This is a genomic window from Pseudomonas sp. DrBHI1, assembly GCF_002205115.1.
In the GTDB taxonomy this organism is placed as follows: domain Bacteria; phylum Pseudomonadota; class Gammaproteobacteria; order Pseudomonadales; family Pseudomonadaceae; genus Aquipseudomonas; species Aquipseudomonas mosselii.
The window spans coordinates 64,539-80,713 of sequence record NZ_NIBE01000069.1 but is presented as its reverse complement, the minus strand read 5'-3'; the positions used below and the strand labels follow the sequence as shown (position 1 = coordinate 80,713).

Below are 16,175 nucleotides of genomic sequence, written 5' to 3'. Positions count from 1 at the left end.
CCTCAGCGCTGATGACGGATGCGTGGGTTGGCCAGGCCGTAGAGGATGTCCACGACGAAGTTGACCAGGATCACCAGGCAGGCGATCAACAGGATGCCGTTCTGGACCACGGGGTAGTCACGGGCACCGATGGCCTCGATCAGCCATTTGCCGATGCCCGGCCAGGAGAAGATGGTTTCGGTGAGCACGGCGCCCGCGAGCAGCGTGCCGACCTGCAGGCCGAACACGGTCAGCACCGGGATCAGCGCGTTGCGCAAGCCGTGGATGAACACCACGCGCGACGGCGAAAGGCCCTTGGCGCGGGCGGTACGGATGTAGTCCTCGCGCAGCACCTCGAGCATCGACGAACGGGTCATGCGGGCGATCACCGCCAGCGGGATGGTGCCCAGCACGATGGCCGGCAGGATCAGGTGCATCACTGCATCCTTGAACGCGCCTTCCTCGTCGCTGAGCAGCGTGTCGATGAGCATGAAGCCGGTTTTCGGTTCGATGTCGTAGAGCAGGTCGATGCGTCCGGAGACCGGCGTCCAGCCCAGGCTTACCGAGAAGAACATGATCAGGATCAGGCCCCACCAGAAGATCGGCATCGAGTAGCCGGCCAGGGAGATACCCATCACCCCGTGGTCGAACAGCGAGCCGCGCTTGAGCGCGGCGATCACCCCGGCCAGCAGGCCGATGACCCCGGCGAACAGCAGGGCGGCCATGGCCAGCTCCAGGGTTGCCGGGAATAAGGTGAGGAACTCGTTCCATACGCTTTCACGGGTGCGCAGGGATTCGCCGAGGTCGCCCTGGGCGAGCTTGCCGACATAGTCCAGGTACTGGGCCGGCAGCGGTTTGTTCAGGCCCAGGCGCTCCATGGCCTGGGCGTGCATTTCGGGGTCGACCCGGCGTTCGCCCATCATCACTTCGACCGGGTCGCCGGGGATCAGGCGTATGAGCGCGAAGGTCAGCAGGGTGATACCGAAGAAGGTCGGGATCAGCAGACCCAGGCGTCGGGCAATAAAACTCAACATTGTCAGGGGTACCTCATCAGCCGGTAACGGCGCGCCGCCGGGGCCTCTTGCACAAGGTCCGGCGGCTGTTGTTGTTCTACTTCACCCGGGTGGTGGCGAAGTTGTTGTTGGTCAGTGGGTTGATCACATAGCCTTCGACGTTCGCGCGCATGGCGGTGAACATTTTCGGGTGGGCCATGCTGATCCACGGCTGGTCTTCATCGTACACCGCCAAAGCCTCGTTATAGAGCTTGGCGCGCTCGTCGTTGTCGATCACTTCGCGGGCGCGGGTGATCAGGTCCTGGAATTTCTGGTTGCACCAGCGCGCGTAGTTCTCGCCACTCTTGGCCGCATCGCAGCTGAGCATCGGCGTGAGGAAGTTGTCCGGGTCGCCGTTGTCGCCGGCCCAGCCCGCCGACACCAGGTCGGCCTCGCCCTTCTTGGCGCGACGCAGCATTTCGGCCCATTCCATCACGCGGATGTCGAGCTTGATGCCGATCTTGGCCAGGTCGGATTGAAGCATTTCGGCCGACAGACGCGGGTTGGGGTTGGTCGGGCCGCCGCCGTTGCGGGTGAACAGGGTGATCACCGTGCCTTCCGGCACGCCGGCTTCCTTGAGCAGGGCACGGGCCTTGTCGAGGTCGTGGGGCGGGTTCTTGTTGTCGGTGTTGTAGCCGATCATGGTCGGCGGGTACGGGTTGACCCCCGGTAGCGCGTTGCCCTTGCCGAACAGCTGGTCGACGTGGGTCTGGCGGTCGAAGGCCATGTTGATCGCCTTGCGCACGCGCACGTCGCTCAGGTACTTGTGCTGGGTGTTCATCGAGATGTAGCCGGTGACCAGCGCCTCGATCTCGGCAACCTTGAGTTTTGGATCGGTCTTGATCCCCGGCACGTCGTCAGGCTTGGGGTACAGGGCGATCTGGCACTCGTTGGCACGCAACTTTTGCAGGCGCACGTTACTGTCGGTGGCGATGGCGAAGATCAGCCCGTCGGCTGGCGGCTTGCCGCGGAAGTAGTCCGGGTTGGCCTTGTATCGAACCTGGGCGTCCTTGCTGTAGCGCTGGAACACGAACGGGCCGGTGCCGATCGGCTTGCTGTTGAGATCGCCGGTCTTGCCGGCCTTGAGCAACTGGTCGCCGTACTCGGCGGAGTAGATCGAGGTGAAGGCCATGGCCAGGTCGCGCAGGAAGGGTGCTTCCGGGCGGGTCAGGGTAATCACCACGGTGTGGTCGTCGGTCTTTTCGACCGACTTGAGCAGGTCCTTGAAGGCCATGCTCTCGAAATAGGGGTAGCCGACGCTGGTCTTGTCGTGCCATGGGTGGTCTTTCTTCAACTGGCGGTTCAGGCTCCACAGCACGTCATCGGCGTTGAAGTCGCGGGTGGGGGTGAAGTAGTCGGTGGTGTGGAACTTGACGCCTTCGCGCAGGTGGAAGGTATAGACCAGCCCGTCGGGGCTGACGTCCCAGCTGGTGGCCAGGGCCGGCTGGATCTCGGTGGTGCCGGGCTTGAAGTCGACCAGGCGGTTGAAGATGGCCTCGGCCGTGGCGTCGGCGGTCACGGCGGTGGTGTACTGGACGATGTCGAAGCCTTCCGGGCTGGCTTCGGTGCACACCACCAGCGGCTTGGCCGCCAGATTCGATGCGGCGCCCAGGATGACGGCTGCCAAGGCAGCACGTAGCGGTAGCATTTTCATGGAACCTCCCTGCAGTGCTAGTTCCAGCGTAGCCGCCACGGCCCGTGGGGAGTCGGGCCGTGGCGCCAACGGTCAGAGGATGTTGAACGGAATGGTGGTCACGACGCGGAGCTCGTCGAGGCTGCCGTCGGCCTGGGCCTTGCTGGCACGGTGGGCGGTATAGGTGGCGCGGATGGTGGTGTCCTTCAGCATGCCGCTTTGCACCGCGTAGCTGGTGCCGATGCCCCACTCGTAGTGGTTTTCGCCGTCCTGGCCACGGACGTCATAGGCGGTGCCCTTGTAATGGGTGCCGTCGATGCCCCAGCCGCGGGCGTTGTAGACGTTGAACTTCAGGCCCGGCACGCCATACGGCGCCATGTTCAGCACATAGCTGATCTGCAGGGACTTTTCGTTCGGACCGTTGAAGTCCGACAGCAGGGAGTTGGCCAGGTAGATGCCGTTGGTTTCGTGCAGGTAGTCGAAGTATTCGTTGCCGTTGACCTGCTGCCAGGAGGCGCTGAGGGTATGGGCCTGGTGGGTCAGGCCGAACGACAGGCTGTAGGTGTCGTTGTCGATCTCGCCCATCTTCTTGCTGCCTTCGTCCACGGTCTTGTAGTAGTTCAGACCGGTGGTCAGGCTCAGCACCGCGCTGTCGCCCAGCACGTGGTTGGCGCCGAAGTAGTACTGGTTCCAGAAGTCCTCGACCTTGGTGGCGTAGAGGCTGGTGGTCAGGCTCTTGAGCGGCTGGTAGTTGAGGCCGACGGTGCTGGCGCGGTCGGTTTCCCTGCCGTTGCCGTATTCGCTGCGGAACTTGCTCAGGCTCTGCTCGGTACGCGGCGAGACGCGGTCGAAGGTACCCACGTCGAACGACAGGTTCTCGAACTCGGCGCTATGCAGGAACGCACCCTGGAAGCTCGACGGCAATGCGCGGTTGCCGATATAGGCGATCATCGGCGTGTCGACCGACTGGCGGCCCACGGTCAGCGTGGTGTTGGAGATGCGGGCCTTGACATTGCCCAGGCCCATCTTGCTCCACTGGCCGATCGGGTCTCCGTCGCTGTGGGTCAGCGTACGGTTGTTCGGGCCGGCCACGGCGGCGCGGCCCTGCTCGAGGGCGATGGCGTTGTAGGCCGCGGCCTCGACGGCGAAGCCCACGGTGCCTTCGGTGAAGCCCGAGCTGTAGTTGAGGATGGTGCCCTGCACCCAGTTGTCACGGCTGTGGGTGTCGTGGCGGGTGCCGTCACCCTTGGTGTACTTCCACAGCGGCGCACGGGTGGCGCGTTCGCGGGCATACCAGTTGCGGGTGCTGCCGGACAGGCTCTGGCCATCGATGAAGCCTTTGGCTTCGGCCTGCTCACTGCTGGACTTGAGCGCGAACGGCACGAAGTCCTGGCTCACGGGTTCGGCCTGGGCGAGGGCGCAGAAGGCGCCGACGGACAAGGCCAGTGCGGTGGTTGTGGTACGAATCAACATGAAAGCTCCCTGATATTTTTTTAGTTATCACCCGACCTTGTGAGCCGGGCTTGTCACGGTGACGCGGTACTGCAGTGTCTGCCTTGGGGTTGCCAGGCAAATCCGGGCTGCACGCGGGCGTGGGAGTGGGTTGCACTCCCACGCCCGCGTGAAGGGTCAATCGATGCTGACGCCGGAGAAAACGTTGCGTCCGAAGGGGCTGACCTTGAAGTCTTTCACGCTGATGCTCAGCGGCTGGTTGACCGTGGAGTGCGCGACCGGAGTGATCGGCACTTGTTGCTTGAGGCGTTGCTGGGCTTGTTCGTAGAGGCTGGTGCGCTGGTCGCGGTCGGTGACCTGCTTGGCTTTCTTGACCAGGGCGTCGTACTGCGGGTCGCACCACAGCGAGTAGTTGTTGCTGCCGATGGCGTCGCAACTGAACAGCGTGCCCAGCCAGTTGTCCGGGTCGCCGTTGTCGCCGGTCCAGCCGATCAGGGCGATGTCGTGTTCGCCGTTCTTCATGCGCTTGAGGTATTCACCCCACTCGTAGCTGACGATGCGCACCTTGAAGCCGAGCTTGCTCCAGTCGGCCTGGAGCATTTCGGCCATCAGCTTGGCATTGGGGTTGTAGGGGCGCTGCACCGGCATGGCCCACAGGGTGATCTCGGTACCTTCCTTGACCCCGGCCTGCTTGAGCAACTGCTTGGCTTTGTCCGGATCGAAGGGCGCGTCCTTGATCGATTTGTCGTAGGACCACTGGGTCGGCGGCATGGCGTTCGACGCGGCCTGTCCGGCGTCCTGGTAGACCGCCTCGATGATGGCTTTCTTGTTCACCGCCATGTCCATGGCTTGGCGCACCTCCAGCCGGTCGAACGGCGGGTGCTGGGTGTTGTAGGCGATGTAGCCGAGGTTGAAGCCGGGCTGGGTCATCACCTGCAACTGGCCGTCCTGCTTGAGCGCTGGCAGGTCGGCCGGACGTGGGTGCAGGGTGATCTGGCACTCGTTGCGGCGCAGCTTCTGGATGCGCACCGAAGGGTCGACGTTGATCGAGAACACCAGGTTGTCGAGCTTCACCCGGTCCGGTGCCCAATAGTCCTTGTTGCCCTTGAAGCGGATCTGCGAATCCTTCTGGTAGCGCTGGAACACGAACGGGCCGGTGCCGATCGGCTTCTGGTTGATGTCGCTGGCCTTGCCGCCGGCCAGCAGGTGCTCGGCGTACTCGGCGGAGAGGATCGAGGCGAAGGCCATGGCGATGTTCTGCAGGAAGGCGGCATCGACCTTGTTGAGGGTGAAGACCACGGTCAGCGGGTCGGTCTTCTCGACCTTGGCGATGTTCTTGTCCAGGCCCATGCTGATGAAGTACGGGAACTCGGTGGGGTAGGCCTGGCGGAATGGGTGGCTCTTGTCGAGCATGCGGTTGAAGGTGAACAGCACGTCGTCGGCGTTGAAGTCGCGGGAGGGCTTGAAGTCCTTGTTGGTATGGAACTTCACCCCGGGGCGCAGGTGAAAGGTGTACTTAAGGCCGTCGTCGGACACTTGCCAGTCAGTCGCCAGGCCTGGCTGCACGGCGGTGCCGCCACGCTCGAACTCGACCAGGCGGTTGTAGATCGGTTCGGCGGCGTCGTTGTCGGTGGCCGCGGTGTACTGGGCGGTGTCGAAGCCCGCCGGGCTGCCCTCTGAGCAGAACACCAGGTTGTTGGCGAAGCTCAGCGGGGCCTGGCTCAGCAGGCCGAGGGCAAGCAGGGTGGAACACAGTGTGGTCAGGCGCATGGCAGATCCTTTGTCCGTCTTTTTCGGGCCGCGACAGGCAAAACGCGGCTGCAACATCCCGGTCCTGACGATAGGTGCGCCAGAATGTGGGAGCCAGGGCTTCGCTACTGATTTGGGAGTGGGAGCGTTCCGGCGAGCGTGAGGGAATTGCCCTACGTATCGCCCGGTCGTGTCATCGTCCCGCCGGAAAAACCGGCAGGACGATCACGGCCGTTACTTGTCTACGCTGACCCCGTAGAAGGAATTCAGGCCGAAGGGGCTGATCTTGAAGTCCTTCACTTTCGCGCTCATGGGCTGATACACGGTGGAGTGGGCGATGGGGGTCATCGGCACCTGCTCCTTGAGGATGTGTTGCGCCTGCTTGTAGAGCTCGGTGCGCTTGGCCTGATCGGAGGTCGCCTTGGCTTGCTTGATCAGGTCGTCGTAGGGCTTGTAGCACCACTTGGAGAAGTTGTTGCCGTCCATGGCGTCGCAGCCGAACAGGGTGCCCAGCCAGTTGTCCGGGTCACCATTGTCGCCGCTCCAGCCGATCAGCATGGCGCCCTGCTCGCCAGCCTTGGAGCGTTTGATGTACTCACCCCACTCGTAGCTGACGATCTTGGCGTTGATACCGATCTTCTTCCAGTCGGACTGGAGCATTTCGGCCATCAGCTTGGCGTTGGGGTTGTAGGGGCGTTGCACCGGCATGGCCCACAGGGTGATCTCGGTACCTTCCTTGATGCCGGCTTCCTTGAGTAGTTGCTTGGCCTTCTCTGGGTCGTATGCGGCGTCCTTGATGGTGTCGTCATAGGACCACTGGGTCGGCGGCATGGCGTTGACCGCCAGCTGGCCGGCACCCTGATACACCGACTCGATGATCTGCTGCTTGTTGACCGCCATGTCCAGCGCCTGGCGGACCTTGAGTTGGGACAGGGGGTTCGCTTCGTTGCTGCCCTTGACCTTGTCCATCACGTTGTAGGCGATGTAGCCGAGGTTGAAGCCAGCCTGGTGGGGCATCTGCAGGTTCTTGTCCGCCTTCAGCGGCTCGATGTCGGCCGGCCGTGGGAACAGCGTCACCTGGCACTCGTTCTTCTTCAGTTTTTGCATGCGCACCGAGGCGTCAGTGCTGATGGCGAAGATCAGGTTGTCGATCTTCACTTCCTCGGGATTCCAGTAGTCCTTGTTGCCCTTGAAGCGGATCTGCGCGTCCTTCTGGTATTTGCTGAACACGAACGGGCCGGTGCCGATGGGCTTCTGGTTGATGTCGGCGGGTTTGCCCTGCTTGAGCAACTGGTCAGCGTACTCGGCTGACTGGATCGAGGCGAAGTGCATGGCCATGTTCTGGATGAACGCGGCGTCGACCTGGGCGAGGGTGAACTTCACCGTGTGATCGTCGATCTTCTCCACCTTGGCAATGTTCTTGTCCATGCCCATGTCGGTGAAGTAAGGGAACTCGGTGGGGTAGGCCTTGCGGAACGGCTGGTTCTTGTCGAGCATGCGTTCGAAGGTGAACAGCACGTCATCGGCGTTGAATTCGCGGGTGGGCTTGAAATATTCGGTGGTATGGAACTTCACGCCTTCGCGCAGGTGGAAAGTGTAGGTCTTGCCATCGTCGGAAACCTCCCACTTGGTGGCCAGGCCCGGAATCACCGCGGTGCCGCCTCGCTCGAATTGAGTCAGGCGGTTGAAGATGGTTTCGGCGGAGGCGTCAAAGTCAGTTCCGGTGGTGTACTGCCCGGGGTCGAAACCGGCTGGGCTGCCTTCGGAGCAGAACACCAGGTTGGATGCGGCGAGGGCAGAAGGAGCGCCGGCTAGCAAGCCTGCGCCTAACAGGAACGGAATGACTGCGTGTTTGAGCATGGTGGCCTCATTGTTGTCATTTTTCGAATTGAGGCGGCCTCGTGAGCCGACCTGCGGATACTTATGCAGGGGGTGTTCCCAATGCAACACTCAGCAGGATGGTTGGCGCCAAAATTGTGGTACGGACGTACATGGATGTCGCATCCATATAACTTTGGCGAATGTTGATCGTTTGCGTGGGTGAAAAGGGCGAAAATTTCAGGATGTTTCGCACTTTATGCGACAAGCAGATGCACCCGTTTGGTGCGTAGGAAAGGTCTGAAACCGTTGTCCGAGACGTTCTGCACGCCTCGAACATCCGGTTGGGTGGGTCAAGGGACCTGAACTTCGATCAGGCCATCGGCGCTCATGCTGACTTCGCTGGTGCCGGCTTCGATATCCGGTGCCGGCGCAGCCTCGTCGGCGGCGCCCTTGGCCATCATCGCCATCGGCGCGCTGCGCAGGTACGGACGCGGGTAGCCGCTGCTGTTGAGGTTCAGGCTGACCACCTTGTAGCCTTTGCCGCCCAAGGCCTCGGTGGCCAACTGAGCGCGTGCCTTGAAGGCGGCGACGGCATCCTTGAGCAGCTCGTCCTCGTTGCTCTTACGCGTGGCCGGGGCGATGGAGAAGTCCATGCCGCCCATTTTCAGGTCCTGCAGCAGCTCGCCAGTGAGCTTGGACAGGGCCGGGAAGTCGGCTCCCTCCAGGCGCAGCTCGGCGCGCTCGCGCCAGCCGGTGATCTTCTGGCCCTTGGTGTCGTAGATCGGGTAGCTGTTGCGGCTGCCCTGGCTGATCTTCACATCCTTGACCTGGCGGGCCTGCTGCACGGCCTTGTTCATGGTCTCGGTGATCTCCTTGGCGAGCTTGCCCGGGTCGCTGTTCTGGGCTTCGCTGTACAGCGTCACGACCATCAGGTCGCGCGCCACTTCCTTGCTGACTTCGGCGCGCAGCGACACCTGGTTGTAGCGCGGCTCGTCGGCCGCCAGGGCCGGCAGGTTGGCGAGCATGCCGCAGGACAGGGCAACAGCGGCGGCGCCGCGACGGGAAATGTGCATGTGGAGCTCCTTGGCAAGATAAGGCGTGGATGAGGACATCCGTTCCACGCATGGCCGATCAGACCGGCAACAGTGTAGTGGGTTCAAAAATGCCATCATGAGTCTGTGACAAAGTGTGGCGCTTTGCCGCATCGCTGCAGCGAGGCGCCCGGCTTCGGTATACTCCAGCCGATTTTCCTGGAGCACTCATTGGGAGAGCTCATGCTCGCCGTCGCACAACCGTTGTCCGCTACACGCCAGAACCTCTGGCGCCTGACCTTTATTCGCATTCTCGTGCTGGCGGCCCAGGCCGGCTCCGTGGGCGTTGCCTACTGGACCGAGCTGCTGCCGTTGCCGTGGTTCTCGCTGGCGGTGACGCTGGCCCTGTCATCGCTGCTCTGTGCGTTCACCGCCCTGCGCCTGCGCCTGTCGCTGCCGGTCACCGAGCTTGAATACGCGCTGCAGCTGGCCTGCGACCTGCTGATCCACAGTGCGCTGCTTTACTACTCGGGCGGTTCGACCAACCCCTTCGTCTCCTATTATCTGGTGCCGCTGGCGATCGCCGCGGTCACGCTGCCGTGGCTCTACTCGTTGGTGCTTTCGGGCATCGCCCTGGTGGCCTACAGCCTGCTGCTGGTGCAGTACTACCCGCTGGAAACGCTGCCGCTGGCCCGCGACACCATGCAGGTCTATGGCATGTGGCTGAGCATCGCCCTGGCCGCCGGGGTGATCACCTTCTTCGCCGCGCGCATGGCCGAGGAGCTGCGCCGCCAGGAGAACCTGCGCGCCGAACGCCGTGAAGAAAGCCTGCGCGACGAGCAACTGCTGGCCGTGGCCACCCAGGCCGCCGGCGCCGCCCATGAGCTGGGCACGCCGCTGGCGACCATGAGCGTGCTGCTCAACGAGATGCGCCAGGATCATGCCGATCCTCTGCTGCAGGAGGACCTGCAGATCCTCCAGGACCAGGTCAAGCTGTGCAAGGAGACCCTGCAGCAACTGGTGCGCGCCGCCGAGGCCAACCGGCGCCTGGCGATCATCGAGCAGGATGTCACCGCCTGGCTCGACGAGGCACTCAACCGCTGGCACCTGATGCGCCCGGAGGCCAGCTATCGCTTCCAGCGCCTGCGCGATGGCGTGGTGCCGCGGCTGACACCGCCGCCGGACCTGACCCAGGCGCTGCTGAACCTGTTGAACAACGCCGCCGATGCCTGCCCGGATGACCTGGAAGTGCGCCTGGACTGGAACGCCCAGGACATCGTCATCAGCATCCGCGACCATGGCCCGGGCGTACCGCCGGCCATCGCCGAAGCCATCGGCAAACCCTTCATTACCACCAAGGGCAAAGGCTTTGGCCTGGGCCTGTTCTTGAGCAAGGCCAGCGTGACGCGTGCGGGCGGTTCGGTGAAACTCTATAGTCATGAGCAGGGTGGCACCCTGACCGAATTGCGCCTGCCCCATGGCAAGCGAGGAGATGCATGATGAGCGAAGAAAACCAGGTTGAAGGCGAAGAGCTGCCGCACCTGCTGCTGGTGGACGACGACGCCACCTTTACCCGAGTGATGGCGCGAGCCATGGCCCGTCGCGGGTTCCGCGTGAGCACCGCGGGTTCTGCTGAAGAGGGCTTGAAGCTGGCTGAGCAGGACCTGCCGGACTACGCCACGCTGGACCTGAAGATGGAAGGCGACTCGGGCCTGGTGCTGCTGCCCAAGCTGCTGGAGCTGGACCCGGAGATGCGCGTGGTGATCCTGACCGGCTACTCGAGCATCGCCACGGCGGTCGAGGCGGTCAAGCGCGGGGCCTGCAACTACCTGTGCAAGCCGGCGGACGCCGACGATGTACTGGCGGCGCTGCTCTCGGAGCACACCGACCTGGACACCCTGGTGCCGGAAAACCCGATGTCGGTGGATCGCCTGCAGTGGGAGCATATCCAGCGGGTGCTGAGCGAACACGAAGGCAACATCTCCGCCACGGCGCGGGCGCTGGGGATGCACCGGCGCACGCTGCAGCGCAAGTTGCAGAAGCGCCCGGTACGGCGCTGAAGTCCACTGGGGACGCTGCGCGCCCCATCGCCGGCAAGCCGGCTCCCACAAGGATCACCGATGCCCTGTGGAAGTCGGCTTGCCGGCGAAAGGGCCACGTAGTGGCCCCCAGCGTTTTGTCAGGCTTTCCCTCCCGAGCGGTCAACCCGCACCGCCAGCTGCCCAGCCCCCGATGGCGCCTCGAACGCCACCTGTCCCCCCGCCGGCACTTTCGCCCGGCCAATCACCTTGCCAGCACGCAGCAACTCCAGCGGCATGCCCTCCATCGACTGGCCCGAAGCCAGTTCCAGTTTGACCTTGATATTCATCGGTGACCTCCTTGTCACGCGTTGCGATCGATATAGAGCGTGGTCTTGCCGTCCAGGCTGGCAATCAGTTCCGGTGAACCGCCGCGGAACTGGCGGAACAGGTTGCGCCCGCGTTGCTTGCCGTCCGCCGGCACTTGCACGCTCGGGTGGAACTGGTCGGTCAACTCGACATAGGCACTCCACGGGCCGATGTACGACTCATTGAGCTGGTCGGTGACGCTGAAGGCGTAGCGCACCGCGTTGCCCCGTTGCCAGTTCAGGCCATCGGGCTCGCGGCGCTCCCAGCCGGTGATCGCTGGCGAGGTGCCCGGGGCATCGATGAAGCCGGTGGGCTTGTTCGGCTTGTAGTCTTTGAGCAGCAGGTAGGTGCTCCAGCCCCACCAGTCGCCGATGCGGGTGCGATCGTTGAGGTCGTTGACATCCTTGCGCCGCAGTACGGTCTTGCCGTCTTGGAAGTACAGCGGGGCGAAGTTGCCGGGCACCAGGTCCTGCTCGGCGGCCCGCAGGTCGGGCGCCAGGCGCAGCGCCGCGAAGTCCTTCGCCGCCGGCGCGCGGCCTTCGGCGAAGGCCTGGAACACCTCGTCGGCCGACCGTTGCACGGCGCGGCCCACCTGGCGACGGTTGGCCACATCGACGCTGTCGAAGTAGCGCTTGTCGCCGTAGGCGCGCCATTGCTCGCCTTCGGCATTGCGCACGGCCAGGCCGTACTTGCTGTCCTCGTCGTGCATGAAGCGCGAGATCAGCGAGCCGACGTCACTCGGCGTGACGGTATTGGCCAGGGCCTTGCGCGGCACCCGCAGGTGGCCGGCGGAGAACAGGTCGGTGAGGAAGTGGTCGGCGAAGGCGTTCATCGCATAGGCCAGTTGCAGGTCGCGCTCCTCGCCGCTGGCGCGGGCTTTGAGCGCCTGCTGCAGGGCGGCGGCGTGGCCGGCCTGGTAGGCCGCCAGCGCCCAGGGGCCAAAGTGGTCCCAGTTGCTGGCGGCCAGTTTCAGGTAGCGGCCCAGGGGGAACAGGTCGGAGGCGAAGCTGCCGCCCCCGGTGATGCGGTTCCAGCGCGCCGACAGGCTGTCACCCAGCGCGTCATAGGCCTCGTGGGGCTGGCGTCCGTCCTTGATAGCCTGGTTGGCGGCACCGATTTCTTCCTGCATGACCGCAAGGATCTGTTCGGCTTCCGCCTTGGCCGCTGGCAGGCGCGCCAGGGAGTCGAAGGCCTGGGTGAAGCGCTCGACCCGTTCGGCGTCGTTGACGCCATCGGCGATCGGGCGCTCGGGCAAACCGTAGAAGTCGCCGCCCAAGGCAATCACCTGGCCATAGGTCAGGCTCAGGCCGTTGGGCAACGGCAGCGGCGACTGATGGGCGGGGATACCCGGTTGACCCGCTTCAAAGCGCAGCAGGGTGTTGTCGCCGATGGCGGTGTGTTCGCCGCCTTCGAAGAACAGCTCCGGCCCGCGCCGTGCGGATGGGCCGCGTGCCGGTGGCGGCGCAAGGCGGTGATACTTGACGGTGTGGTGGCCATGCATGACCAACATCAGATGGCTGTCGGGGCCGGGCAGGGCGACGCCCTGTTCCTCGAACAACTGCTCGAGGTCGGCGACCACCAGCGTTGCCTGGGCCTTCGCGGCGACAGGCAGAGTGTGCATTCCTGACATGATTTGCTCCTTGCAATGTCTGGATCGTCCATTTTTATACTGTATACATATACAGTAATTCTTACTATATTCAGGAAAATTCCTACGTCAAGATCTCTTTGTGCGGGCATCTGGCTACTGTGGCGGGCGCAACTCCCCGGCACTCACGTATGATTGCGCCCCTGACGGTAATTCCCGGGAACACGTTGCATGCTTGCCCTTCTTATCCAGACACTGAACATCACGGCCCCTGTGTTCGCCATGCTGTTCATGGGCGTGCTGCTCAAGCGCATCCGCTTGATCGACGACAACTTCAACCGGGTCGCCTCGAAGCTGGTGTTCAACGTGTGCATGCCGGCGTTGCTGTTCCTCGGCATCTACCATGCCGACCTGGCGTCTGCGGTGAAGCCTGGGGTGATCCTCTACTTCGTGGTTGCGACGCTGGCGTGTTTCGGCCTGGCCTGGGGCTTGGCGATCTGGCGCTGTCCGCGGGCGGACCGGGGCGTCTACACGCAGGGCGCATTTCGCGGCAACAACGGCGTGATCGGCCTGGCACTGGCGGCCAGCCTGTATGGCGACTACGGTATATCCCTCGGCGCGCTGCTGGCCGGGCTGGTGATCCTGCTGTACAACTCGCTGTCGACGGTGGTCCTGGCGGTGTACAGCCCGGACCTGAAGTCCGACCCGTGGAGCATCTGCAAGAGCATCCTCAGCAACCCGTTGATCATCAGCGTGCTGCTGGCCACGCCCATGGCCTATGGTCAGGTGCCGCTGCCCAACTGGCTGCTGACCTCGGGGGACTACCTGGCACAGATGACCTTGCCGCTGGCGTTGATCTGCATCGGCGGCACCCTGTCACTGACGGCGCTGCGCGACAGTGGCCGGTTGGCCATCGATGTCAGCCTGGTGAAGATGGTCTGGCTGCCGGTGCTGGGAACGCTTGGCGCCTGGTTGTGCGGTTTTCGCGGTGCCGAGCTTGGCATCCTGTTCCTCTACATCGGCAGCCCCACCGCGGCGGCCAGTTATGTGATGGCGCGGGAAGCCAACGGCAACCATGAGCTGGCGGCGTCGATCATCGTGATCACCACGCTGATGGCCGCCGTCACCACGAACATCGGGATTTTCTTCTTGCAATGGGGTGGATGGATCTAGTCCATTGCAAGCAAAACCAATAACACTGCCTCACCTAAAGGACACTTCATGCAAGACCAGAGCACGCCCGAGCGCTTGCAGCGCGGGCTGAAGAATCGCCATATCCAGCTGATCGCGCTGGGCGGGGCCATCGGCACCGGGCTGTTCCTGGGCATCGCCCAGACCATCCAGCTGGCCGGCCCGTCGGTGTTGCTGGGCTACGCCATTGCCGGCCTGATGGCCTTCCTGATCATGCGCCAGCTGGGCGAGATGGTGGTCGAGGAGCCGGTTGCCGGCAGCTTCAGCCACTTTGCCCACCAGTACTGGAGCGAGTTCGCCGGTTTCGTCTCGGGCTGGAACTACTGGGTGGTCTACGTGTTGGTCGGCATGGCCGAACTCACCGCGGTGGGCATCTACGTGCAGTACTGGTGGCCGGACTTCCCCACCTGGGCTACGGCGGCGATCTTCTTCGTGGTGATCAACGCCATCAACCTGACTCAGGTGAAGGTATACGGCGAAATGGAGTTCTGGTTCGCCCTGGTCAAGGTGGTGGCGATCGTCAGCATGATCGGTTTCGGTGCCTGGCTGCTGACCAGTGGCCACGGCGGACCGGATGCCAGCGTCGCCAATCTGTGGCAGTACGGTGGCTTCTTCCCCAATGGCGTCACCGGGCTGATCATGGCGCTGGCGGTGATCATGTTCTCGTTCGGTGGCCTGGAGCTGGTGGGTATCACCGCCGCCGAGGCGGCCAACCCGCGTGAGAGCATTCCGAAGGCCACCAACCAGGTGGTCTATCGCATCCTGATCTTCTACATCGGCGCGCTGGCCGTGCTGCTGTCGCTGTATCCGTGGCAGAAGGTGGTGCAGGGCGGCAGTCCGTTCGTGATGATCTTCCACGAGCTGGACAGCGACCTGGTGGCGACGATCCTCAACGTCGTGGTGCTGACCGCCGCGCTGTCGGTCTACAACAGCTGCGTGTACGCCAACAGTCGCATGCTGTTCGGCCTGGCCACGCAGGGTGACGCGCCGCGCCAACTGCTCAAGGTCAGCCGTCGTGGCGTGCCGCTCACCGCGCTGGGCGTGTCGGCCTTCGCCACCGGCCTGTGCGTGGTGATCAACTACCTGATGCCGGGTGAGGCCTTCGGCCTGCTCATGGCTTTGGCGGTGTCGGCGTTGGTGATCAACTGGGCGAGCATCAGTATCACCCACTTGAAATTCCGCAAGGCCAAGCTGGCGGCAGGTATCCAGCCGTTCTACCGTAGCCTGGGGCATCCGCTGACCAACTACCTGTGCCTGGCGTTCATCGTGCTGATCCTGGTGGTGATGTACCTGACGCCGCCGATTCGTATTTCGGTGATGTTGATTCCGGCGTGGATTGCTGTGTTGTGGGTAGCGTTCCGGATCAAGAAGGCGCGGCAGGCCTGATTTTATCTAGTTCGGTTTCGGGATGCTTATGGTGTCCTGAAGCCGAGCAGGCTTGGATGACGTAATATCGTCATTCAAGTCTGTTTTCAATCTTTCGGTTGCCATCACAGGCAGTCAAAATATTGCCAACTGTCTAATCTCCAAATTCGCATCATTTGATCTTGATCTTGCTTCTAAATGCGCGATAGTTCAGGCGACGCCTGGACTGGCGCAGCTGTCGCTAGTGGACGGGGTGGTTAATCTTCTGATCGCCAAGCTGTATGGATCACCCACATGGGTTACACAGTAGTTCACCCACATAGGTAACAGTCACGAGGCCAGGGCGCCCGCCCTTAATCGCTAGAACTCGCCTGATAGCTATCAATTACTTCCTGCGCCGCCCGAAACGCATCAATCGCCGCCGGCACCCCGGCATACACCGCGCAATGCAGCAGCGCCTCGCGGATCTCCTCAACGGTGCAACCGTTGTTAAGCGCCCCGCGTACATGCCCCTTGAGCTCCTGCGGGCACTTGAGCGCGGTCAGGGCCGCCAGGGTGATCAGGCTGCGGGTCTTCAGCGGCAACCCGTCACGGGCCCAGACACTCCCCCAGGCATGCTCGTTGACGAAGTCTTGCAGCGGTTGAGTGAACGCAGTCGCGTTGCCCAGGGCGCGATCGACGAAGGCATCGCCCATCACCTGGCGGCGAATGCCTTCGCCGGTCTGTTTCGTGTCAGCCATGTTGTTTTCCTTAGTGTTGGCGGCGCCAGGCGCGGGCCGTGGTGTACAGCAGCACGACCCCGAGCACGGGCATCACATAGAACAGCATCAGTCGTTCAAGGCGTCCGGCCAGCGGCATGCCAGTGGTGAAGGCCACCACATGCAGGCCGTAGGCCAGGTACAGGCACAGGAACACCAGGCCTTCGGC

General features: G+C 63.2%; 13 protein-coding genes and 1 pseudogene. 4 read left to right on the top strand and 10 right to left on the bottom strand.

Features of this window, described 5'->3' with window-relative positions; translation table 11 throughout:
- Positions 1-2 precede the first annotated feature (2 nt).
- The 6 genes from CC207_RS15805 to CC207_RS15780 all read right to left on the bottom strand — a co-directional run bounded on the left by CC207_RS15805 (position 3) and on the right by CC207_RS15780 (position 8,759).
- A complete protein-coding gene (locus tag CC207_RS15805) occupies positions 3-1,013 on the bottom strand; it encodes an ABC transporter permease subunit (RefSeq protein WP_028689623.1) in 1,011 nt (336 codons plus the stop codon).
- Positions 1,014-1,089: 76 nt separating this feature from the next.
- Positions 1,090-2,685, bottom strand: coding sequence for an ABC transporter substrate-binding protein (locus CC207_RS15800; RefSeq protein ID WP_028689624.1), 1,596 nt, complete (start codon positions 2,683-2,685; stop codon positions 1,090-1,092).
- 72 nt (positions 2,686-2,757) lie between these two features.
- Positions 2,758-4,137: an OprD family porin gene (locus tag CC207_RS15795; protein ID WP_036985906.1), complete on the bottom strand. Its 1,380-nt coding sequence runs from the start codon at positions 4,135-4,137 to the stop codon at positions 2,758-2,760.
- Positions 4,138-4,293: 156 nt separating this feature from the next.
- Complete coding sequence (locus tag CC207_RS15790; protein ID WP_088852376.1) at positions 4,294-5,886, bottom strand: ABC transporter substrate-binding protein; 1,593 nt, start codon at positions 5,884-5,886, stop codon at positions 4,294-4,296.
- Positions 5,887-6,099: 213 nt separating this feature from the next.
- Complete coding sequence (locus tag CC207_RS15785; RefSeq protein WP_062364524.1) at positions 6,100-7,725, bottom strand: ABC transporter substrate-binding protein; 1,626 nt, start codon at positions 7,723-7,725, stop codon at positions 6,100-6,102.
- Between the two features lie 311 nt (positions 7,726-8,036).
- A complete protein-coding gene (locus CC207_RS15780) occupies positions 8,037-8,759 on the bottom strand; it encodes an SIMPL domain-containing protein (RefSeq protein WP_028689627.1) in 723 nt (240 codons plus the stop codon).
- Between the two features lie 201 nt (positions 8,760-8,960).
- Here CC207_RS15780 and CC207_RS15775 point away from each other — a divergent pair, with 201 nt between their 5' ends.
- Entirely contained in the window at positions 8,961-10,217 is a 1,257-nt protein-coding gene (locus tag CC207_RS15775) for an ATP-binding protein (RefSeq protein ID WP_028689628.1), read from the top strand.
- Positions 10,217-10,777 carry a response regulator transcription factor gene (locus CC207_RS15770; RefSeq protein ID WP_028689629.1) on the top strand — a complete coding sequence of 187 codons (561 nt, stop codon included), beginning with the start codon at positions 10,217-10,219 and terminating at the stop codon, positions 10,775-10,777. Before CC207_RS15775 ends, CC207_RS15770 begins: the two co-directional genes overlap by 1 nt.
- 119 nt (positions 10,778-10,896) lie before the next feature.
- On the opposite strand, the gene CC207_RS15765 is transcribed toward CC207_RS15770, so the two are convergent.
- On the bottom strand, positions 10,897-11,085 hold the full coding sequence (locus CC207_RS15765; protein WP_062364522.1) for a hypothetical protein: 189 nt from the start codon (positions 11,083-11,085) through the stop codon (positions 10,897-10,899).
- Between the two features lie 14 nt (positions 11,086-11,099).
- A complete protein-coding gene (locus CC207_RS15760) occupies positions 11,100-12,734 on the bottom strand; it encodes a phospholipase (protein WP_088852375.1) in 1,635 nt (544 codons plus the stop codon).
- 189 nt (positions 12,735-12,923) lie between these two features.
- Here CC207_RS15760 and CC207_RS15755 point away from each other — a divergent pair, with 189 nt between their 5' ends.
- Positions 12,924-13,865, top strand: coding sequence for an AEC family transporter (locus CC207_RS15755; protein WP_028689632.1), 942 nt, complete (start codon positions 12,924-12,926; stop codon positions 13,863-13,865).
- Between the two features lie 48 nt (positions 13,866-13,913).
- Positions 13,914-15,269, top strand: coding sequence for an amino acid permease (locus CC207_RS15750; RefSeq protein ID WP_028689633.1), 1,356 nt, complete (start codon positions 13,914-13,916; stop codon positions 15,267-15,269).
- A gap of 332 nt (positions 15,270-15,601) precedes the next feature.
- Here CC207_RS15750 and CC207_RS15745 read toward each other — a convergent pair whose 3' ends face one another.
- Together CC207_RS15745 and CC207_RS27670 are read right to left on the bottom strand one after the other, a co-directional pair.
- The gene (locus CC207_RS15745) at positions 15,602-15,988 is read right to left on the bottom strand and encodes a carboxymuconolactone decarboxylase family protein (protein WP_028689634.1); all 387 of its coding nucleotides are present in this window, start codon (positions 15,986-15,988) and stop codon (positions 15,602-15,604) included.
- Positions 15,989-15,998: 10 nt separating this feature from the next.
- Positions 15,999-16,175, bottom strand: a pseudogene (locus CC207_RS27670) (conjugal transfer protein TraR); the annotation flags it as partial.